18 protein-coding genes are annotated in these 21432 nt (G+C 72.0%); 9 read left to right on the top strand and 9 right to left on the bottom strand.

The annotated features are described in order from the left end of the window. Position 1: 1 nt before the first annotated feature. Together treY and glgX are read right to left on the bottom strand one after the other, a co-directional pair. The gene (treY, locus tag ABT288_RS16125; RefSeq protein ID WP_351607490.1) at positions 2-2377 is read right to left on the bottom strand and encodes a malto-oligosyltrehalose synthase; all 2376 of its coding nucleotides are present in this window, start codon (positions 2375-2377) and stop codon (positions 2-4) included. 154 nt (positions 2378-2531) lie between these two features. Then, entirely contained in the window at positions 2532-4643 is a 2112-nt protein-coding gene (gene glgX / locus ABT288_RS16120) for a glycogen debranching protein GlgX (protein WP_351607487.1), read from the bottom strand. Positions 4644-4837: 194 nt separating this feature from the next. Between glgX and ABT288_RS16115 the strand changes: the two genes are divergently transcribed. From ABT288_RS16115 to ABT288_RS16100, 4 genes are all read left to right on the top strand, one after another. Further along, positions 4838-5638 carry a Tat pathway signal sequence domain protein gene (locus tag ABT288_RS16115; protein WP_351607485.1) on the top strand — a complete coding sequence of 267 codons (801 nt, stop codon included), beginning with the start codon at positions 4838-4840 and terminating at the stop codon, positions 5636-5638. A gap of 48 nt (positions 5639-5686) precedes the next feature. Continuing rightward, positions 5687-7003 (top strand): copper amine oxidase, encoded by a 1317-nt coding sequence (locus ABT288_RS16110; protein WP_351607482.1) that lies wholly within the window; start codon positions 5687-5689, stop codon positions 7001-7003. Positions 7004-7118: 115 nt separating this feature from the next. After that, positions 7119-8357, top strand: a complete 1239-nt coding sequence (locus ABT288_RS16105; RefSeq protein ID WP_351607480.1) for a DUF5919 domain-containing protein — start codon at positions 7119-7121, stop codon at positions 8355-8357. Between the two features lie 102 nt (positions 8358-8459). Beyond that, positions 8460-9185: a 3'-5' exonuclease gene (locus ABT288_RS16100; protein WP_351607477.1), complete on the top strand. Its 726-nt coding sequence runs from the start codon at positions 8460-8462 to the stop codon at positions 9183-9185. 106 nt (positions 9186-9291) lie between these two features. On the opposite strand, the gene ABT288_RS16095 is transcribed toward ABT288_RS16100, so the two are convergent. The 3 genes from ABT288_RS16095 to ABT288_RS16085 form a co-directional block, all read right to left on the bottom strand. Further along, on the bottom strand, positions 9292-10155 hold the full coding sequence (locus ABT288_RS16095; RefSeq protein WP_351607474.1) for a phosphotransferase enzyme family protein: 864 nt from the start codon (positions 10153-10155) through the stop codon (positions 9292-9294). Between the two features lie 154 nt (positions 10156-10309). Beyond that, positions 10310-10657, bottom strand: coding sequence for a hypothetical protein (locus tag ABT288_RS16090; RefSeq protein ID WP_351607471.1), 348 nt, complete (start codon positions 10655-10657; stop codon positions 10310-10312). A 61-nt stretch (positions 10658-10718) separates the two neighbouring features. Beyond that, positions 10719-12971: an MMPL family transporter gene (locus ABT288_RS16085; protein ID WP_351607469.1), complete on the bottom strand. Its 2253-nt coding sequence runs from the start codon at positions 12969-12971 to the stop codon at positions 10719-10721. Between the two features lie 422 nt (positions 12972-13393). Here ABT288_RS16085 and ABT288_RS16080 point away from each other — a divergent pair, with 422 nt between their 5' ends. The 5 genes from ABT288_RS16080 (at position 13394) to ABT288_RS16060 (ending at position 17713) form a co-directional block, all read left to right on the top strand. After that, a complete protein-coding gene (locus ABT288_RS16080) occupies positions 13394-13945 on the top strand; it encodes a DUF1697 domain-containing protein (protein ID WP_351607466.1) in 552 nt (183 codons plus the stop codon). 95 nt (positions 13946-14040) lie between these two features. Continuing rightward, positions 14041-15084 (top strand): ketopantoate reductase family protein, encoded by a 1044-nt coding sequence (locus tag ABT288_RS16075; protein WP_351607464.1) that lies wholly within the window; start codon positions 14041-14043, stop codon positions 15082-15084. Between the two features lie 73 nt (positions 15085-15157). Further along, positions 15158-16108: a sigma-70 family RNA polymerase sigma factor gene (locus ABT288_RS16070; RefSeq protein WP_351607462.1), complete on the top strand. Its 951-nt coding sequence runs from the start codon at positions 15158-15160 to the stop codon at positions 16106-16108. Positions 16109-16163: 55 nt separating this feature from the next. After that, the gene (locus ABT288_RS16065; protein ID WP_351607459.1) at positions 16164-16799 is read left to right on the top strand and encodes a mycothiol-dependent nitroreductase Rv2466c family protein; all 636 of its coding nucleotides are present in this window, start codon (positions 16164-16166) and stop codon (positions 16797-16799) included. Positions 16800-17404: 605 nt separating this feature from the next. Further along, positions 17405-17713 carry a hypothetical protein gene (locus tag ABT288_RS16060; protein ID WP_351607456.1) on the top strand — a complete coding sequence of 103 codons (309 nt, stop codon included), beginning with the start codon at positions 17405-17407 and terminating at the stop codon, positions 17711-17713. A gap of 49 nt (positions 17714-17762) precedes the next feature. Here ABT288_RS16060 and ABT288_RS16055 read toward each other — a convergent pair whose 3' ends face one another. The 4 genes from ABT288_RS16055 to ABT288_RS16040 are packed head-to-tail and all read right to left on the bottom strand — an operon-like array spanning position 17763 to position 21317. After that, the gene (locus ABT288_RS16055; RefSeq protein WP_351607453.1) at positions 17763-18512 is read right to left on the bottom strand and encodes a sirohydrochlorin chelatase; all 750 of its coding nucleotides are present in this window, start codon (positions 18510-18512) and stop codon (positions 17763-17765) included. Positions 18513-18520: 8 nt separating this feature from the next. Then, positions 18521-19405, bottom strand: a complete 885-nt coding sequence (locus tag ABT288_RS16050; RefSeq protein WP_351607451.1) for an ABC transporter permease — start codon at positions 19403-19405, stop codon at positions 18521-18523. Next, complete coding sequence (locus ABT288_RS16045; RefSeq protein WP_351607448.1) at positions 19392-20171, bottom strand: ABC transporter ATP-binding protein; 780 nt, start codon at positions 20169-20171, stop codon at positions 19392-19394. The genes ABT288_RS16050 and ABT288_RS16045 overlap by 14 nt, the downstream gene beginning before the upstream one ends. 36 nt (positions 20172-20207) lie before the next feature. Further along, positions 20208-21317 carry an aliphatic sulfonate ABC transporter substrate-binding protein gene (locus ABT288_RS16040; RefSeq protein WP_351607445.1) on the bottom strand — a complete coding sequence of 370 codons (1110 nt, stop codon included), beginning with the start codon at positions 21315-21317 and terminating at the stop codon, positions 20208-20210. Between the last annotated feature and the right edge of the window lie 115 nt (positions 21318-21432).

Genomic DNA, 21432 nt, shown 5'->3' with positions numbered 1-21432 from the left:
CTCAGCCCTCGGCGACCCGCTCCAGCAGCACCACCGGCAGCCGGTCGAAAAGGTCCGCCACGCGTGCGTGCCCCGTGAACTCCCGTCCCTCGGTGAGCACGTCCGCCCACCGCCCCGGCGGCAGGGCCAGCCATGTCTCCCGCCAGCCGCCCGCCTCCGCGAGCCGCAGCGACAGCCGGGTCACCGCCGTCACCACCTCACCGGAGCGCGCGAACGCCACACAGTGCCCGGCCGCCGGGCCCTCGGCGGCGAGCGGGTCGTACGACGCGGCCGCGCCGAAGGCGCCGGGGCGCCGTGCGCGCAGCCGCAGCGCCGCCGCCGTCAGCGCGTCCTTCTCACCGGGCGCCTCGGGAGGGAACGCCGCCGGACGCCGGTTGTCCGGGTCCACCAGCGCCCGGTACTCGCCCTCCGTGCCCTGATAGACGTCCGGCACGCCCGGCATCGTCAGATGGACCAGGGCGGTGCCGAGCACGTTGGCCCGGATGTGGGGTTCCAGCGCCTTGCGGAAGGCCGCCACGCGCTCACCGGGCGCCCCGCACGGCCCCGCGGTGACGAACGCGGCCACCGCCTCCTCGTACGGCGGCTCCTGCTCCGTCCAGCTGGTGTACATACCCGCCTCGCGCACATGCTTCAGCAGCGCCTGGCGCACCCGCTCCTCCTCGGCCGGCCCCAGCCCGAACACCGTCTGCCAGGCCGCCCAGGCCAACTGCCCGTCCGGCACGCCCACGCCCTCCTCGGGTCGGTTCACCTCGGCCAGCAACTCCGTCCACCGGTCGGGGCACTCGGTGAGCACGGCCAGCGCGGCGCGTACGTCGGCGCTGCGCTTGGTGTCGTGCGTGGAGACCACCGTGCCCGTGTCCGGCCAGTCGCGCTGCACGCGCGCGCAGTAGGCGTGGAAGTCCTCCGGGGACACCCCCGGCCGGCCCGGATCGCCGCCCACCTCGGTCGCCGACAGCAGCGGCACATAGCGGTAGAACGCGGTGTCCTCCACCGACTTCGCGCGCAGCGCCGACGCGGTCTGCGCGAACCGCGTGCGGAACTCCACCCGGTCGGCACGGTCCGGCGCCGACGGGTCACCGGGCGGCTCGACCAGCAGCCGGCGCACGATGCCGACGGCCTCCGCCTCCTCGGGCACCACGAAGGCGAGCCGGGCCTCTTCGGCGGCCTCCTCGGTGACGACGGCGGAGGCGTCGGTGGAGGCGTACGGCCGATACACCCGCATCCGGACCAGCAGCTCCTCCACGGCCGTACGCAGCGCCCAGGGAGCCCGGTCGCGCAGGCCGAGGTCCGGCGAGGTGGCACACACGCGGGTGGCCACCCGGGTGAGCCGGTCGGTCTCGGCGGCCAGCTCGTGCGTGAGCACCTTGTAGGCGGCCCGCCGTACCGTCGCCTCCCAGTTGCCGCCCCGGTCCGTCTGCGGCGCCGCGAACGCCCGGTACCGGCCCAGCAGTTCGTACGCCCCTGTCTGGTCGGTGAACAGGCCGTCCACCTGGCGCAGGGCGTCGTAGCCCGTGGTCCCCGCGACGGGCCAGGACGCCGGCAGCCGCTCCCCGTCGGCGAGGATCTTCTCCACCACCGTCCAGCGGCCGCCGGCCGCCTCGTGCAGCCGCGCGAGGTAGCCGTCGGGGTCGGCGAGCCCGTCGGGGTGGTCGACGCGCAGCCCGTCGAACACGCCCTCGCGCAGCAGCTGGAGGATCTTGGCGTGGGAGGCGTCGAACACCTCCGGGTCCTCCACGCGCAGCCCGATCAGCTCCGAGATGCTGAAGAACCGCCGGTAGTTCAGCTCGGTGCGGGCCAGCCGCCACCACACCGGGCGGTACCACTGGGCGTCCAGCAGCTGCGGCAGCGGCAGGTCGCGGGTGCCCGCGCGGAGCGGGAAGGCGTGCTCGTGGTACCGCAGCACGTCACCGTCGACCACGAGGTGCTCCAGCTGCGAGCCGACCGGACCGCCGAGCACCGGCAGCAGCAGCCGCCCGCCCTGCGCCTCCCAGTCGATGTCGAACCAGCGCGCGTACGGCGAGCCGGGCCCCTCGCGCAGCACCTCCCACAGGGCGCGGTTGTGCCGGGGCGCCATGGCCATGTGGTTCGGCACGATGTCGGCCACCAGGCCCAGACCGTGCTCCCGCGCGGTCCGCGCCAGCGACCGAAGGCCCTCCTCGCCACCCAGTTCCTCGCGCACGCGCGCGTGGTCCACCACGTCGTAACCATGCAGGGAACCGGGCACCGCCTCCAGGACGGGCGACAGGTGCAGATGCGAGACGCCGAGCGACGCCAGGTACGGTACGGCCGCGGCGGCGGCGGCGAACGGGAACGCGGGCTGGAGCTGCAGCCGGTAGGTGGCCGTGGGCACCTCCGGTCCGGGGCGCGCAGAAGTCATGGAAACCTACGTACCCAGCCCGCCGCCTTTCGTGTCACCGGCCCCTGAACGGACCCGTACTCGCCCATCCGGCCCATGCGAGGACAACGTCCTGTACGCGCGCGTACCGGACAGGCAGCCTCGCCGGCGTGGGCCGCCGCCGCGCGGACCCCGGCTACGCCGGCCGCTGCAGCACCGTCATGCTGCGGTCGGGCAGGGTGATCCGGTCGCCCGCCGCGACCTTCGTCCCGGACCCCGGCGACACCCCGTCCGGGCAGGCGGTGTCGACGACGACCTGCCACTGCCGGCCGTGGTCGACCGGCACCAGGAAGTCCAGCGGCCCCGGGGAGGCGTTGAACATCAGCAGGAACGAGTCGTCGGTGATGCGCTCCCCGCGCGCGCCGGGCTCGGAGATCGCGTTGCCGTTCAGGAACACCGTCAGCGCGGACGCCCGCGACGAGTCCCAGTCCCGCTGGGTCATCTCGCTGCCCTCCGGAGTGAACCAGGCGATGTCGGACAGCTCGTCGTGGGTGCCCTCCACCGGACGGCCGTGGAAGAAGCGGCGCCGGCGGAAGACCGGGTGGTCCCGGCGCAGCCACACCATCGCGCGCGTGAACTCCAGCAGGTCGCTTTCCAGGGACTCCGGCCAGTGCACCCACGACAGCTCGCCGTCCTGGCAGTAGGCGTTGTTGTTGCCGAGCTGGGTGCGGGCGAACTCGTCGCCGTGGCTGATCATCGGCACGCCCTGGGACAGCATCAGCGTGGCGATGAAGTTCCGCATCTGCCGGGCGCGCAGCGCGAGCACCTCCGGGTCGTCGGTCTCGCCCTCCGCCCCGCAGTTCCAGGACCGGTTGTGGCTCTCGCCGTCCCGGTTGTCCTCGCCGTTGGCCGCGTTGTGCTTCTCGTTGTACGCGACGAGGTCGTGCAGGGTGAAGCCGTCGTGGCAGGTGACGAAGTTGATCGAGGCCAGCGGCCGGCGGCCGTTGTCCTGGTAGAGGTCCGAGGAGCCGGTCAGCCGGGAGGCGAACTCCGCGAGCGCCCGCGGCCTGCCCCGCCACAGGTCCCGTACGGTGTCCCGGTACTTGCCGTTCCACTCGGTCCACAGCGGCGGGAAGTTGCCCACCTGGTAGCCGCCCTCGCCCACGTCCCAGGGCTCGGCGATCAGCTTCACCTGGGAGACCACCGGGTCCTGCTGCACCAGGTCGAAGAACGACGACAGCCGGTCCACCTCGTGGAACTGCCGGGCCAGGGTCGCCGCGAGGTCGAAGCGGAACCCGTCGACATGCATCTCGGTGACCCAGTACCGCAGCGAGTCCATGATCAGCTGCAGCACGTGCGGGGACCGCATGAGCAGCGAGTTCCCGGTGCCCGTGGTGTCCATGTAGTAGCGGCGGTCCTCGGTGAGGCGGTAGTACTGCCGGTTGTCGATGCCCTTGAAGGACAGCGTCGGGCCCAGATGGTTGCCCTCGGCGGTGTGGTTGTAGACGACGTCCAGGATGACCTCGATCCCGGCCTCGTGCAGCGCCCGGACCGCCGACTTGAACTCCAGCACCTGCTGGCCGCGGTCGCCCCAGGAGGCGTACGCGTTGTGCGGGGCGAAGAAGCCGATGGTGTTGTAGCCCCAGTAGTTGCTCAGGCCCATGTCGACGAGCCGGTGGTCGTTCACGAACTGGTGGACCGGCATCAGCTCCAGGGCCGTCACCCCGAGCTTGGTCAGGTGCTCGATCAGCGCCGGATGCGCCAGCGCCGCGTACGTGCCGCGCAGTTCCTCCGGCAGTTCAGGATGACGCATGCTCAGGCCCTTGACGTGGGCCTCGTAGATCACCGTGTGGTGGTACTCGGTCCGCGGCGGCCGGTCGTCGCCCCAGTCGAAGTAGGGGTTGATCACCACGGAGGCCATGGTGTGCGGGGCCGAGTCCAGGTCGTTGCGGCTGTCCGGTGCGCCGAAGTGGTAGCCGTACACCTCCTCGCCCCACCGGACCGTGCCGCTGACCGCCTTCGCGTACGGGTCCAGCAGCAGCTTCGCGGAGTTGCAGCGCAGTCCGCGCCCGGGGTCGTACGGGCCGTGCACCCGGAACCCGTACCGCTGTCCCGGCATCACGCCCGGCACGTACGCGTGCCGCACGAACGCGTCGCTCTCGCGGAGTTCCACCGCTGTCTCCGAGCCGTCGTCGTGCAGCAGACACAGCTCTACTCGGTCCGCGGCCTCCGTGAAGACCGCGAAGTTGGTTCCGGCGCCGTCGTAGGTGGCGCCGAGCGGATACGCCTGTCCAGGCCAGACCTGCATGGCTACGACTCTCCCAGGTGTGCCGCCGCCCCGGGGCCGCGTTGGCCCCCGAGTCGCCCCCAATTGACGGAACCACACGTGTCTTGCGTCCCTCTTACCCACCGACCGGCGCACATGGCGGCTCTCGTACCCGCTGCGTGCCGAACCAGTGGGGCGACACGTACTCCCGTGAACCACGGGGAGCAGGGGGACATGTGCGTGAGACAGTGCACCGCCATCTGGGCAAGTTAGTGGCAGGAGTGGCCATCGCGGCGGTGGGGACCGCCGCGATGGTCGCGATCACCCTGCCGGGCACGGCGGGGGCGGACCCCTCGGCGGGGGCGAGCGGCGGTACGCGGGCCGGGCAGGGCCCGGACGAGGTCCGGCCCGGAGTCGTCGAGCAGGCGCCCGCCGAGCGCGGCAAGGGCACCGGCCGGGATCCGCTCACCGACGACGAGATCCGACGGGCCGAGAAGTTCGCCCTGAACGGGCAGTTGCCGATCACGGGCGAGAACGTCGACGGCGGACGCGGACCGCAGCGGCTGAGCGTCGACCTCGCCGAACCCGAGCCCGGCGAGGCGGACGACCCGGCCGCGCCGCGCCGGGCCGACATCACCTTCTACGACTACAAGAGCGACACCCTCGTCACCAGGACCGTCGACCTGGACACCGGCAGGGTCGAGGACACCACCACCCAGCACGGCGTGCAGCCGCCACCGAGCCGGGACGAGAACACCGAGGCCGCCCGGCTCCTGATCGCCTCCCCGCTCGGCGCAGGCCTGAAGGCGGACTACAAGGACGCCACCGGCAAGGAGCTCACCTCCCCGGACCAGCTGCTGCTGAGCGGCGGCGTCTACCGGGCGGCTCCGGGCGCCCAGCCGGCGGTCCTGGACCCGTGCGGCACACACCGGTGCGTCCGGCTGTTCACCAAGGTCAGGAACGGGCCCTGGATCGACACCAGGTCCCTGGTGATCGACCTGAGCGCCCGCAGGGTCGCCGCCTTCGACCACGGCTGACCGAACGTTTCCCCAGACCTGTACCTCCTGAAAGGGAGCCATATCGTCATGCCCGAGTACGGAATCCGCCGTGCCCGCAGGGCAGCGGCCGTCGGCCTGACCGTGGCCTCGCTGGCCGCCGGCGCGACGACCGCCGCCGGACCGGCCGCCGCCCGGCCGGGAACGGCCGCCGCGCCCGCCGCCGACTGCGGCGACGCCTACCGCATCGAGCAGAAGCTCTCCGGCGGCACGACCTGGCGCATGTGCTGGCACTACGACAGCAAGGCCGGTCTCGTCCTGGAGGACATCAGCTACCAGCCCCAGGGCGAACCGAAGCCGATCAAGGTCCTCAACAGCGCCAGACTCGCCCAGATCCACGTTCCCTACGACGACGGGAAGAACGAGTACAGCGACCTCACGGGGCAGGACTTCGCGCAGGCGCTGATGAACCTCTCGCCCGCCGAATGCCCCGGCGGCACCATCAAGACCGTCAAGGTCCCCGACGCCGTGGATCCGCGGCACCCGGACGTCAACGGGCTGTGCACGACCACCCGGGCCCGCGGCCACGCCTACCGCATGCACGACATGGGCACGGACAAGGTCTACCAGGCCCAGGGCAAGGACCTCCTCGTCTACACCGTCAACCAGGTCGGCTGGTACGAGTACATCACCGAGTGGCGCTTCCAGGACGACGGCATGATCGCCATGAACGTCGGCGCGACCGGCAGCCTCTCCTGGGACGACTACGACTCCGGCGACGGACGCGGCTGGCCCATCGGCAAGGGCGCCAAGGCCTACGCCACCAGCCACAGCCACAACGTCTTCTGGCGGCTGGACTTCGGCCTCGACGGCTCGTCGAGGACAAAGGTCGAGCAGTACGACTCGGCCGTGAGCCCGCGCACCGCAGGACAGCAGGGGCCGACCACCCGGACCACCCGCACCGAGGTCACCAGGGAACTCGCCGGCGACCTGAAGGACTACCGCTGGTGGCGGGTGGTCAGCGCGACCGGAAAGAACAAGGACGGACACGCACGTTCGTACGAGATAGTCCCCGGGCCCACCACCAAGTACCTCGGCCGCGGCTTCACCGAGCACGACCTCTACGTCACCGAGTACAACCCGTGCGAACTGTTCGCGAGCGACAACCCGGAGTGCGGCCAAGGACACCCCGCATCCGTGGACGGATGGGTCGGCGGACAGACCCTGACCCACCCGGTGATCTGGATGAACGTCGGTTTCCACCACATCGCGCGGGACGAGGACCAGCAGCCCATGCCGGTGCACTGGCAGGGCTTCGCCATCGCACCCCGGGACGTGACCGCTATGAATCCGCTCACTCCGAGTGACCTGGCATGGCAGAACGGCCATTGGGAGCCGCGCAGTTGAGCAGAACAGTTGAGAAACCGACCTGTCCATCCGGCTGCACCGCCCACCCCTCGCGGAGTACCCTTCCTTGATCGTTGAGACGGGAAAGGCCCGGGGATCGGAAGGCGGTGCACGGGTGGGCTCGGGAGGCCTGGAGCTGCCCCCTGGTGACGAGGGTCACGAGGGGAACTCCACAGACGTCCCGCCCGGCGCGGTGTCCCTGGCCCGCCCGATGGACGCGGGGTCCATCGGGCCGGAGCTGGACTGGGACGCCGACGCCTGGCGCGAGGTGCGCACCCGCGCCCAGCGGGCCGGCCGGGCCTACATCTGGCTGAACCTCGTCGAGCAGCGGCTGCGCGCGGTCGTGGCCGCCGTACTGCGGCCCATCTACGAACCCGTCCACGGGGACGACTGGGTGGTCGCCGCGGCCGGTCCGGCCGGGCAGGAGTGGGTGCAGCGCGCCGTCGCCGTCCGCGAAGTCAGCCGCCGCAAGGGCTACTTGCTCGACCCGGCCGACGACAACGTGCTCAGCTTCCTCACCCTTCCCCAGCTGCGTGAACTGATGGTGCAGCACTGGCCCTGCTTCGAGCCGTACTTCGACGAGCGCCGCGACCTCGAACTCGCCCTGGACGAGCTGGAGGTGACCCGCAACGTCGTCTCCCGCAACCGGGCGCTGTCCGGGGCGGTCCTGAACCAGGCCGAGCGCGCCTCCGCCCGGCTGCTGGAGATGCTCGGCTCGGGCGGTGACGTCCCCTCGGCGCGCCGGCTGCCCGTGGACGCGGTCGAGGACCTGGTCGGCGACCGGTACGCCGACGTCGTCGCCGTCCACGCCGACCGGGTGCGGCTGATGCGCCAGTTTCCCGCCGAGGACCTCTTCGGCGGCGCCCGCCGCCTCGACGCCGTCGGCATCGGCCTCAACCTGCTCGTGCAGAACTTCTCCGGCCGCCGGCTGGTCCGGCTCGCCGAGACGGGCTGCCGGGTGCGGCTGCTCTTCCTCAACCCGGCCTCCAGCTCGGTCAAGCGCCGCGAGCGGGAACTCGGGATGAAACGGGGCGAACTGAGCCGCTCCGTCGAGATGAACATCCTGCACATGCGCCGGGTCCGCTCCCGGCTGCGCGACCCGGGCGCCTTCGAGATCCAGGTCTACGACGAGACACCGCGCTTCACCGCCTACCTGGTGGACGGCGACGGCGCCGACGGCATCGCCGTGGTGCAGTCCTATCTGCGCGGGGCGCGCGGGATGGAGTCGCCGGTACTCGTACTGCGCAACGGCAGCAAGCTGGTCAAGTCGGACGAGGTGGGTGAAGCAGGACTCTTCCCGACATACCGCGAGGAGTTCGAGCTCGCCTGGGCGGATTCGCGCCCTGTGTCCTGAACTGTCCGCCGGTGCAAGCGGAACGCGAACCTCTGATTGTCAGTGCCGCGTGCGAGGGTGGAGGCCACTGGGGGAAAGCACCACCAAGAAGGGGGGCCGCCCATGGGCTGGCACCGGGAGCTGCTGATCGGCTTCGACCTGGAGACGACCGGGACCGATCCGCGCGAGGCGCGCATCGTCACCGGCGCGGTGATCGAGGTCAGGGCCGGTGAGCCCGGGGGACGCAGGGAATGGCTGGCCGATCCGGGCGTGGAGATCCCGGCGGACGCGGTCGCGGTGCACGGCATCAGCAACGAGCGGGCGACGGCCGAGGGTCACCCGGCCGACCGGGTGGCCGACTCCATCGCCGACGTCCTCGTCTCCTACTGGCAGGCGGGCGTCCCGCTCGTCGCCTACAACGCCGCGTTCGACCTCACCCTGCTCTCCGCCGAACTGCGCCGCCACGCCCTGCCGTCCCTCGCCGACCGCCTGGGCGGCGCCGCCCCCGCCCCGGTCGTCGACCCCTACACCATCGACCGCTGGGTCGACCGCTACCGCCGCGGCAAACGGAACCTGGAAGCGGTCTGCGCCGAGTACGGCATAGCCCTCGACGCGGCCCACACGGCCCCGGCCGACGCCCTCGCCGCAGCGCGTCTCGCCTCCGCGATAGCCGACCGCCACCCGAAGATCGCGTCCCTGAGCCCGGTCGAACTCCACCAGCGGCAGATCGAGTGGTACGCGGAGTGGGCGGCGGACTTCCAGGCCTTCCTGCGGCGCAAGGGGGATACGGGGGCGGTGGTGGACGGGGCGTGGCCGCTGCGGGAGTTGACCGAGAGCCAGCCTGCGTAGGCCACGGACCGCTTTTCGGGCGCGGGTGAGTGGGCGGCCGGTCGCGCCCACGCGGCGGAGCCGCGCATCGGCACAGCCCGTCGCCCCTCAGGAACGCTGGACAGCCTCAGAACGGGTACCAGCGCACCGTCTCATCCCCGTCCCGCAGCGACGCCACCCGCCGCCGAAACTCGGCCAGCGCCTTCGGGTTGCTCGGCGCGTGCTGGGCCACCCAGGCGCAGCTCGCCGTCTCCCGGGCCCCGCGCAGCACGCCACACCCCTGCCACTCCCGCACGTCCCACCCGTACGCCTCGGTGAAGGAGTCGTACGCCTCGGCGGGCAGCCCGTACCGGTCGCGGGAGAGGGCCATGACCACCAGGTCGTGCTCGCGCAGGTCGGCGGAGAAGGTCTCCAGGTCGACCAGCACCGGCCCGTCCGGCCCGATGTGCACATTGCGGGGCAGCGCGTCGCCGTGGATCGGGCCGGGCGGCAGATGGGGCGTCAGCGCGGCGGCGGCCGCCGCGAACCCGTCCCGGCGCGCGCGGAGGTAGGCCGCGTCCTCGGGAGCGATCGCGTCGCCCGCGAGCCGCAGCCACCGCTCCACACCGCCCAGCAGCTCGCGGGGCGGCAAGGCGAAGGAAGGAGAGGGAAGTGCGTGCACCATCCGCAGCAGCCGCGCCAGGTCCCGCGGCTCGGCGGGCCGTACGGGGTCGGGCAGCCGGTGCCACACGGTCACCGGGTGGCCCTCGACCAGCCGCGGCTCCGGCTCCGCCGCCCGCACCGCCGGCACGCCCGCCCCGGCCAGCCAGCCGGCGATGTCCAGCTCGCGCCGGGCCCGCTGCAGCAGCTCGGCGTCTCGGCCCACCTTCACCACCAGATCACCGGCGGCGAACACCGCGTTCTCGCCGAGGGCGAGGAGAGCCGCGTCCCGGGCCGGGCCGGGCAGTACGCCCGCCGCCGCCAGTACGTCCCGCGCCCGTGCCTCGTCCATCCCGCCTCCGTGCCGCGCCGTCGTCCCTGCCGTCTCTCCGGCCAGTCTCGCATTCACACAGGTCGGGCGGTGTGCGCGGGCCCTTGAGTCGCCAGACGTGCATCACCACGAGACGGGCCGGGCGCAGCTCGGCCAGGGCCCCGCAGCGTGGTTGTCAGGGCGGTGAGACGGGAGGCCTGACGGACCACCTCCTCGGCCCGCAGGGCGGGGTCGACGTGGTCTGCTCGTGGAGCGGCCGGGCCTCCCAGTTGTCCTGCATGTGCGGGGTGTTGATGTCGCGCGCGACCCGGCGCACCGGGCCGCCGCCGAGGTCCAGCGCCTCGCCGTCGTCCGTCGGCGGGGCGGCCGGGCCCGGGGCGATCTCGAGTACATGGCTCGTTCCTGGGCCCGCGCTTGCGTGCGGGGTGCCGCTGCGCCAGACCCGTGCCGCCCCGGGCGGCACGACTGCCCGCAGCCACGAGCGCCCGAAGGGGGCGCGGGGGCCTGTGCCGTCAGCCCCCACGCCCCCGCACCGCGCACGCTCTCAACCGCCCGGCGGGCAGGCGCCCGTCCAGCCCGCCGGATCAGACCGGCAGCCGCTCCCCTTCCTCCCGAACCGGACGGGCGGCGACCACGGACGGTGTCTCGTCGTGGGTCAGGTCGGGCAGCCAGTGGAGCCACTTCGGCAGGTACCAGTTGCGCTCGCCGAGCAGGGCCATCACGGCCGGCAGCAGCACACCGCGGATGACCGTCGCGTCGATGAGGACCGCCGCGGCCAGACCCACACCCATCTGCTTCATGGACTGCATCGACAGCGTGCCGAAGATCGCGAACACGGCGACCATGATCACCGCGGCGCTGGTGACGACGCCGGCCGTGGTGACCACGCCGTGCCGGATCGCGTCCTTCGTCGTACGGCCGTTCATGCGGGCCTCACGGATCCGGGACACCACGAACACGTGGTAGTCCATCGACAGCCCGAAAAGGATCACGAACAGGAACAGCGGCAGCCAGGTCACGATGGCGCCGACCCCCTCCGCGCCCACCAGTGAGGCACCCCAGCCGTGCTGGAAGACCGCGACGAGGACGCCGTACGCGGCGCCCACCGACAGCAGGTTGAGCACGATCGAGGTGATGGCCACGGTCAGCGAGCGGAAAGACAGCAGCATCAGCAGGAAGGCGAAGACGATCACGAACGCGAAGACCGGGACGACGGACCCGAGCAGCTGGTCGTTGAAGTCGTGGTTGCCGGCCACCTGTCCGGTGATCGGCGCCTGCAGGCCGGCCACCTTGCCGAGCGTGGCGGGGCGCACCTCGTCGCGCAGCTTGTCCAGGCTCTTGACCGCCCGGTCCATGTCGGAGCCGCCGACCAGCGGCACGGAGACCAGGGCGACGTTCTGCGCGTCGTGCACCCGGATGTCGACCGGGCCGCGCGAGGCGCCGGAGGCGATCGCCTCCTTCTTGAAGTCGGCCAGCGCCTGCCGCACCTCGGGCGCGTTGATGTCCTTGGCCTTGACGACGACCTGGGCCGGCTCACTGCCGCCCGGGAAGGCGTCGTTGACGCGGTTGTACGTCTGCACGATCGGCAGCGACTTCCCGAACTCCTGGTCAAGGGTGAGCTGTTGGGTGTTCATGCCGAGCGCGGGCGCGGCCACCGCCAGCAGCGCACCGGCCGCCACGACGACGGAGACCAGCGGCCTGGCCAGCACCGCGCGCAGTACGGCGGTCCAGACCCGGCTGCCCTCGCCCGCGGCCCGCTTCCGGTTCCGGCGGCTGAGGAACGGGATCCGGCCCTTGTCCACCCGCTCGCCGAGCAGCGACAGCAGCGCCGGGAGCACCGTCACCGACCCGACCATGGCGACCGCGACGACCATCAGCGAGGCCAGGCCCATCGCCTCGAACTGGGCGAGCCCGGTGAAGAGCATGCCCGCCATCGCCACGCACACCGTGACACCGGACACGATGACCGCCCGGCCGCTGGTGGCGGCGGCGATCCGCAGGGCGGTGCCCGGGTCCCGCCCGGCCTGCCGTTCCTCGCGCTCGCGGCGCAGATAGAACAGGCAGTAGTCGACGCCGACGGCCATACCGACCAGCAGCATCACGGAGTTGGCGGTGTCGCTCATCGGCTGCAGATGGCTGACCAGGCCCATCAGACCCATGGTGGCCATGATCGCGGTGATCGCGAGGGCCACCGGCAGCAGCGCCGCCACCAGCGCCCCGAAGGCGATCAGCAGAATGCCGAGGGCCACCGGCACCGCCGAGTACTCGGCCTGCTTGAAGTCGTCCCCGAAGGCGTCCTTGTACTGCTTCTGCATGCTGGCGCCGCCGATCTCCTCGATCCGCAGCGAGCCGTGCGCCTTCTGCACCCCGGAGACGGCGTTGAGCACCGGCTCGACCCGGTCGACGGCCGTCTTGGCGTCACCGCGCATGTCGAACTGCACCAGCGCGCTGCGGCCGTCCCGGGAGATGGTGTGCGTGTCGTACGGCGAGGTCACGGCCGTGACCTTGCCGGTGCCCTCGACGGCCTTCACCACGTCGGCGACGGCGGCGCGGAACTCGGCGCCGGTCGCCGTGACTTCGGCGTCCCTGGACTGGATCAGGACCGTCTCGCCGGCCGGTTCCTTGATCCCCGCGTCGTCGATGATCTGGGCGGCGGTGTGCGTCTCGCCCTTGAGCTGGTTGCTCTCGTCGACGTCGACCCGGCCCGCCGCCGAGCCGAGCCCCATGGCCAGCACGACGAACAGCACCCATATGCCGACGGCCGCCCAGCGGTGCCGGGCGCTCCAGCCGCCGGCGCGGGCGGCCAGCCCCCGTACCGGCACGTCCCTGTTCCCCATCGCGGGTCCTACCCCCTCGTGTGCGGTGGCGACCCCCTGCCGCCACGTCTGCGCTTGCTCCGGTATGACCGTATGAGCTGGATAAACGCGTCTCGTCGTGCTGCCCGGTGAACTCGGCGACCGGCCGGTCAGCACTGGGGAGGACGACGGCCCCTTACACCTATCCGCACTTCTCGGGGGCACGTCTCGGGGTTCGGCAGCCTGTTGCGCCGGTCTGCTCCGCCGGCCGTCGGACATGGGTTGTCCGTTCTGCCGCCGGCGCGCTGGTTTGTGATTACGAAACCTCGTTGAACAAGTTACAGCTGCGTGTAGAGCTTGATCCGGTGCCGTCGATCAGCGAGAGTTTCGCGCAGCCCCGCCCCGCGCGGGCCCGGCCGTCGTGCCCACCCCCACGGGGCACGACGGCCGCCTAGGGTGGCCGGATGACGACCTACGCGGCGCTGTTGCGCGGAATCAACGTCGGCGGCAGCAGGAAGCTGCCGATGGCCGACCTCCGTACGCTGCTGACCGGCCTCGGCCACACCGGCGTACGGACCCATCTGCAGAGCGGCCAGGCCGTGTTCACCACCGGCCACGGCGACGAGGCGTCGCTGGCGGCGGAGTTGACCCGGGCGATCGAGGAGCGGTTCGGCTTCCCCGTCGACGTGATCGTCCGCGACCACGCCTATCTGAAGGCGGTCGTCGCGGCCTGCCCGTTCCCGGCCGCCGACCTGGAGCCCAGGCAGCTCCACGTCACGTACTTCTCCGCACCCGTCACCCCGGACCGCTACGCGGACATCGACCCCGCCGCCCACCTCCCCGAGGAGTTCCGCCTCGGCGACCGCTGCCTGTACCTGTACGCCCCCGAGGGCCTCGGCCGCTCCAAGCTCGCCGAGGTACTGTCCCGGACGCGGCGCACCAAGGACCTGATCGCCACCAGCCGCAACTGGAACACCGTCGTCAAGCTGGTCGAGCTGACCGCTCCGGGAGCGTGACGGACCGCGGGCCCCCCAGGGGCACGGTCGGACACGCGTGCCTCCCCGAGATACTGCCGAGCACGTGCACGCACGCCTGTGCGAGGCTCTACCTCATGCGCTACATCATCATCGGGGCGGGAGCGGTGGGCGGCACCGTCGGCGGGCGGCTGGCCCAGGCCGGGCGTGAGGCCGTGCTCGTGGCACGGGGCAGGCATCTTGCGGCACTCGCGGAGCACGGGCTGCGACTGCGGGTGCCGGAAGGGGAGTTGACGTACCGGCTCCCGGCCGTCGACGGGCCGGGCCCGCTCGGTGAGCTGCGCGCCGACGACGTCCTCGTGCTCGCGGTGAAGACCCAGGACACGGTGGCCGCCCTGGAGACCTGGGCCGACGTCCCCGTGGCCGGCGGGGGCACGGCGGCCGAGCGGCTGCCGCTCGTCCTGCTGCAGAACGGAGTCGAGAGCGGCCGGCTCGCGCTGCGCCGCTTCCGGCACGTGTACGGCGTCTGCGTCTGGCTGCCCTCGACCTACGTGGAGCCCGGTGTCGTCTCCGCCGCGGGCACCCCGCTCACCGGCATCCTCCACCTCGGCCGCCTCCCGCACGGCACCGACGACACCGCCCACCGGATCGGCGCGGACCTGGACGCCTCCCACTTCGAGGCGCCGGTGGTGCCCGACGTGGCCCGCTGGCAGTACGCCAAGCTGCTCTGGAACCTCGGCACCGCCTTCGAAGCCTTGTGCGGTCCCGCCTCCGACGAGGCCGCGCACGCCCTGCTCGCCCGCGTGCGGGCCGAAGGGGCCGCCGTACTCGACGCGGCGGGCATCGCGCGCGCCGGCGACGGGGAGCAGCGCGCGGCCCGCGGCGACAAGGTCACCCTGGTGCCACTGGACGGGGTCACGCGCGGCGGCGGTTCCTCCTGGCAGTCCCTCGCCCGGGGCACCGGCACCATCGAGGCCGACTACCTCAACGGGGAGATCGTGCTGCTCGGCCGGCTGCACGGCGTACCGACCCCGCTGAACGAACTGCTCCAGCGGCTCGCCGACCGGTTCGCACGGGAGCGCCGGGCCGCCGGGTCGATGCCGGTCGCGGAACTGGTGCGGAGGGCCGACGCGGCCGAGGGCACGGTGCCGGCCGACGCCCTTGCACCACACGGCAGTTGATCTTCCGGTCGGTTCGGCGTCCCGTCAGGACCCGGACCGTGCCTACCAGTGCGCAGGAGAGGGCGGGGGAACGGTGGACGACGTCACCGAGGACGCCGGGCGGCGGCTCGCGGAGCGGTTCGAGGCGGACCGGCCGCATCTCACCGCCGTGGCATACCGGCTGCTCGGCTCGGCCGCCGAGGCCGACGACGCGCTGCAGGAGGCCTGGCTGCGGGCGCGGGAGGCCGACCTCGACGCGGTGCGCAACCTCACCGGCTGGCTGACCACCGTGGTGACCCGGGTCTGCCTCAACCTGCTGCGGGCCCGCCGCAACCGGCGCGAGGAGTTCCTCGAGGCCTGCGACCACGCCCATGACGCCCCGGCGGTCTCCGCCGAGGCGGGCGATCCCGCCCGGGAGGCGCTGCTGGCCGACCAGGTCGGCGTCGCGCTGCTGGTCGTCCTCGACACCCTCGGCCCGGCCGAGCGGGTCGCCTTCGTGCTGCACGACATGTTCGCCGTGCCCTTCGAGGAGATCGCCCCGCTGATCGAGAAGACCCCGGCCGCCACCCGGCAGCTCGCCAGCCGGGCCCGCCGCCGGGTCCAGGGCCGGCCGGCCGCGCCCGCCGCCGACGCCGTACGCCGTCGCCGGGCCGTCGAGGCGTTCCTGGCCGCCACCCGCGGCGGCGACTTCACGGCCCTGGTCGCGCTGCTCGACCCGGATGTGGTGCTGCACGCCGACGCGCTGGTCGTACCCACGCCGGAACCGATCACGGTGCGGGGCGCCGAGCCCGTCGCCCAGGGTGCGATGGCCGCCGTGGCGCGCGCTCGGCTCACCGGACTCGCCCTGCTGGACGGCGAGTTCGGCCTGGTCATGGCGGAGCGGGGGCGGCCGCGCCTGCTCCTGGCCTTCGCCTTCGGCTCGGACGGCCGGATGACCCGGATCGACGTCGTGGCGGAACCGGAACGCCTGCGCGGGACGGAGATCGCGGTGGTGGACCCGGTGCAGGCCGGGGCAGGCGGCGGGCTCGAAGGAATGGACCAATGAAGTGAGACCGGATTGGGCCGGGACGCTGCACCAATCCGGAGGTAGCGTCGCTGCCATGACATACCGCGACACCGCCACCGAGCCCGCCCCGACCCGGGTCGACTTCTTCTTCGACCCCGCCTGCCCCTTCGCCTGGATCACCTCCCGCTGGCTGCTGGAGGTCGAGCGCCTGCGCCCGCTCGACCTCCGGTTCCGGGCGATGAGCCTGTACCTGCACAACATGGGCAACGAACTCCCCGACTGGTACCGGGACTTGGTGGACCGCTCGATCGGTCCGGTGCGGGTCGCCGTGGCCGCCGCCGAACGGCACGGCGACAAGGTGCTGCGCGACCTGTACACCGCGTTCGGCACTCGGATCCACGAAGGCCGTATCGAGGACTTCGACCGGGTGGTCGCCGAGTCGCTGGCCGAACTCGGGCTGCCCGCCGACCTGTCGGCCGCCGCCCACGATCCGTCGTACGACGACGCGGTGCGCCGCAGTCACGAGGCCGGCGCCGAACCCGAGACGGGCGGCTACGTGGGCACGCCGACCCTGCACATCGACGGCACGGTGTGGTTCGGCCCCGTGCTGCGCGCCGTTCCGCGCGGCGAGGAGGCGGCCGAACTCTTCGACAGCTTCCGGGTGCTGGCCCGCCACCCCGACCTCTTCGAACTCAAGCGCACCCGCACCGGCGCCCTCCGCTTCGACTGAACGAGGAACGAACTCACCAGGAACAGCGGGGTGGCCGATAAACATCCCTCGCTCGCGGCGGGTCCGCCGCTCGTGTGACACGCCAACCATGAGCGGCGCAGAACGAAGAGCCGCCGGGGTCCGACGTCACAGGGGAGCGCCGGACCCCGGCGGCTCCCATATCACGCGCCCGCCCTCCAAGGCCAGCCCTCGCAGAACCTCGCGACAAACCCATCCCGTTGTCCCTAGGGTGAAGCGCGCAGACGGCCGGAAGGGCCGACAGAAGGGGCGAGGGGACAGATGAGCGTGACGGGCAGTCCGTTACGGGCACCGCGTGCTACCACCGTGACGGGGGGCGACCCCCGAAGCGGAACACCCCCGTGCTCTGCGCAGCCCGGTCAACGGACACCGTTCACCCGGATGGGTGTCGATTTTCAGCCTAATCGGCGCCATCTCGGCTGGCGGGGCCCTGGCCCACAGCACCGCACGCGCGGTGTTCCTCCCCGCAACATCGGTAACGTCAGCCGCCCCAGCACCTTCGGCGGCCAGAGCCTGGTCGCCCGCGCCGAAGCCGTAGCCACCCCCCATCCCCGAAGGCTCCTTCGGACCACAAGCGAGGACAGGACATGAGCACCTACAAGTTCGGGAACAGCCCCGCCGATCTCGCCCGCATCGACCCCAGGAACGGCACACCCGACATCGAAACCCTCATGGCCGTCGCCGACCGGCTCACCGAGGCACTGCGCGCCGAGTACCCGGGGATCGCCGGGAACGGGGAGGTCATCCAGGCGGAGCTGGCGCTGTCCGCGGAGGACGGCCTGCCGCCCAACCGGGGCCGGATCCGCACCGCACTGGAGAACGTCGCCATCACGGCGGGTGCGGGCACCGCCAGCCTCACCTTCACCCAGCACCTGTTGCACGCACTCGGCCTGTGACCCCGGAAACGCCGGGAACACCGGAAACGCGGGAAACGCCGGGGGACGGTCAGGCGCCCAGGGCCGTCATGGCCGGCCGCCGGGCCGCGTCGTAGCGTTCCAGCAGCACCCGCGCCACCTCCGGCGCCGGACCCAGCACGTCCGCCAGTACGTCCGCCCCGGCCGCGCCCCGCGCGATGCGGTCCGGCAGAAAGCCGGGGGCCAGGACGTACGGCGCGACGGCGACCCGCGAGCAGCCGAGGGCGCGCAGCTCGGCCACCGCGTCCTCGGTGCGCGGGAACCCCGCGGGAGAACCGGCGGAGGCGAACGCAGGCCGCACGGCGCACCAACCGGTGTGCCGCCACTCCCGCGCGATTCCTGCGATCACTGCGATCGCCTCCGGGTCGGTGGACCCCGCCGAGGCCAGCACGACCCCGGTCGAGGACTTGGCGGCGGGCGTCAGCCCCGCCTCGTACAGCCGCCGTTCCAGCGCCGCCAGCAGCAGCGGCGACGGACCCAGCACGTCCGCCTGCCGGATCCGCAGCCGGGCCGGCGCCTCCCGCAGCACGGCGGGGATGTCGGCCTTGGCGTGGAAGGCGCGGGTCAGCAGCAGGGGCAGCGCGACCACGTCCTGGACGCCGTCCGCCGCAAGCGACTCCAGCACCCCGTGCACCGACGGCACGTTGAAGTCCAGGAAGCCGGTCTCCACGCGCAGCCCCGGCCGCTGCGACCGTACCCGCTCCACGAGGGCGTGCACGGCCTGGGCGTGCCGCGGATCGCGGCTGCCGTGGGCGATGACGAGAAGGACCGGTTCGCGCATGTCCAGCCTCAGCCCTTCACCAGCAGGCCGCGGCTGCGCAGCACCCACCGCTCCAGCGGGCTGAAGAGCAGCAGGTCGATGGCGATGCCGACGAACAGGATGAGCAGGATGGCCTCGAACACCATGGCCATGTCGCTGGCGGTGCGGGCGTTCTCCAGCAGCTGGCCCAGGCCCGTGCCCAGGTCGGGGAAGTTGGCGATGATCTCCGCGGCCATCAGGGAGCGCCAGGAGAAGGCCCAGCCCTGCTTCATGCCCGCCACGTACCCGGGCAGGGCGGCCGGCAGGGTGACGTGCCAGGTTCCCTTCAGGCCCGTGGCCCCCATGGTGCGGCCCGCGCGCAGGAACAGCGGCGGCACCTGGTCCACACCGGACACCAGACCGTTGGCGATGGACGGCACGGCGCCGAGCAGGATCACCGCGTACATCATCGAGTTGTTCAGGCCCAGCCAGATCACCGCGGGCGGCACCCACGCCACCGACGGCAGCGACTGCAGACCGGACAGGATGGGGCCGATGGCCGCGCGCACGAACCTCACCCGCGCCACCAGCAGGCCCAGCGGGGTGCCGATCAGCAGCGCGAGGCAGAAGCCGAGCAGACCGCGCGAGACGCTGGTCCAGATGTAGCCGAGCAGCTTGCCCTGCAGCCAGTCGTTGCGGAAGGCGTGCCAGACCGCGCCCGGCGTGGGCAGCTTGGTCGGATCGTCGACGATCTTCAGGGTGATCAGGCCCTGCCAGACCACCAGGACCACGACGATCGCGGTGATCGGCGGGACGACCTTGTCGACGAGGGTCTTGCGCAGCGGCGTACGGCCCGGCTGCGCGGTCTCCAGCGCGTCGAGGCCCGCTTCCACGCTCCCCGTCTCGGGGGAGGTCGTCGTCTCAGTGCTGGCCATGGCGGCGGATCTCCCCACGCAGGACTTCGGTGATCTCCAGGGACAGTTCCGCCACGGGCGCGTCCTCGATGCGGCGCGGCTGCGGAATGTCGACCTCCCACTGGCGGGCGATGCGGCCCGGACGGGAGGACAGCAGCACGACACGCTGCGCGAGCCGCACCGCCTCGCGCACGTTGTGCGTCACGAACAGCACGGACAGCCCGGTCTCCGACCAGATACGGGTCAGCTCGTCGTGCAGCACGTCCCGGGTGATGGCGTCCAGCGCCGCGAACGGCTCGTCCATCAGCAGCAGATTGCTCTCCTGCGCCAGCGCCCGGGCCATCGCCACCCGCTGCCGCATACCGCCCGACAGCTCGTGGACGCGCTTGCCGTACGCGCCCTTCAGCCGGACGAGCTCGAGCAGTTCCTCGGCCCTGCCGCGCCGCTCGGACTTCGCGACTCCCCGCAGTTTCAGGGCCAGTTCGATGTTCTTGCCGGCCGTGAGCCACGGGAACAGGGCGTGTTCCTGGAACATCAGGGCCGGGCGGCCGTCGGTCGTTATGGACCCGGCGGTGGGCCGGTCCAGGCCCGCCACCAGGTTCAGCAGCGTGGACTTGCCGCAGCCCGAGGCCCCCAGGAGGGTGACGAACTCGCCGGGCGCGACATCGAGGCTGATGTCGTCCAGGACGAGCTGCTGCCCGCCGGGTGTCGGAAAGGACTTCGAGACCTGCTCGAGGCGTGCGGCGTACTCGACCGACTCAGCGGCCTTGGCGAGGGTCGTGGCCATGGTCGTCACCTCCTGGGAAACTCATCGGGACTGGCGTCAGCTGGTGCCGAGACCGGCCGCGTCGACCGGCTTGTCACCCTCGGCCTTGAGGACCTTGTTGAGGATCGTCAGGTCGTAGATCCCCTTGAGGTCCGGCTTGTCCAGCAGGCCGGCCTTGACCGCGTGCGCCGCCTCGGTGCCGAGGGTGGAGGCCAGCGGGTCGTCGGTGAACCGGATGGACTTCCAGGCCGGGTCGAGGACGTTCGCGGGCAGCGCCTTGCCGGAGTCCGCCGCCAGCTGCTTGTTCGCGGCCGCCTTCGCCTGGTCCGGGTTGGCGTTGATCCACTTGTTGGCCTCGACCGAGGCCTTCAGCACCGCTTCGACGGCCTTCGGGTGCTCCTTGAGGAAGGCCTGCCGCACGATGATGTTCGTGATCACGAACTTCTTGTCCGGCCACAGCGACGACTCGTCCAGCAGCACCTTGCCGCCCTCGGCGACCAGCTTGGACGCGGTCGGCTCAGGCACCCAGGCACCGTCGACGGAACCGGACTTGTAGGCGTCCGGGGTGATCTTGTTGTCGGTGCGGACGACCGTGACGTCACCCTTGCCGCTCTGCGGGTCGACCTTCCAGCCCTGCTCGGCCACCCAGTTGAGGAACGCCACGTCCTGCGTGTTGCCGAGCTGCGGCGTGGCGATCTTCTTGCCCTTGACGTCCTTCAGGGACGTGATCTTCTTCGGGTTGACGACCAGCTTGACGCCGCCGGAGGCCGAACCGCCGATGATCTTCAGGCTCTTGCCGTCGGACTTGGTGTAGCCGTTGATCGCCGGGGACGGGCCGATCCAGCCGATGTCGATGGAACCGGAGTTGAGGGCCTCGATCTCGGACGGGCCCGCGCTGAAGGTGGCGTAGTCCGCCTTGGTGGCGCCCAGCTCCTTCTGGAAGAGGCCCTGCTCACGGCCGACCAGGGCGGTCGCGTGGGTCAGGTTGCCGAAATAGCCGATCTTGACGGTGTCGAGTCCGTCGACCTTCTTGGCCCCGGCGGCGACCTTGGCGGTGTCGCCGTTCTTGGCCTGGGAGCCGTAACCGCAGGCGGCGAGCGTGAGGAGGGGGAGCGCGGCGAGCGCGGCCATGCCGCGACGGAACACCGCGGAGCGGGAGGCAGGCACGGGAGGTTTTCCTCTCGTTGGCCCGGCGGTCACGGTCTCTCAGGTCGTGGCCGGGAGGTCGGCAGGTCTTCGTCTACGGCGGTGGGGGGTGAGGGCGCGCAAGCGGTGCGCGTAC

It is taken from the genome of Streptomyces sp. NPDC001093 (assembly GCF_040298985.1).
Taxonomy (GTDB): domain Bacteria; phylum Actinomycetota; class Actinomycetes; order Streptomycetales; family Streptomycetaceae; genus Streptomyces.
This window is presented reverse-complemented; position numbering and strand designations above follow the sequence as displayed.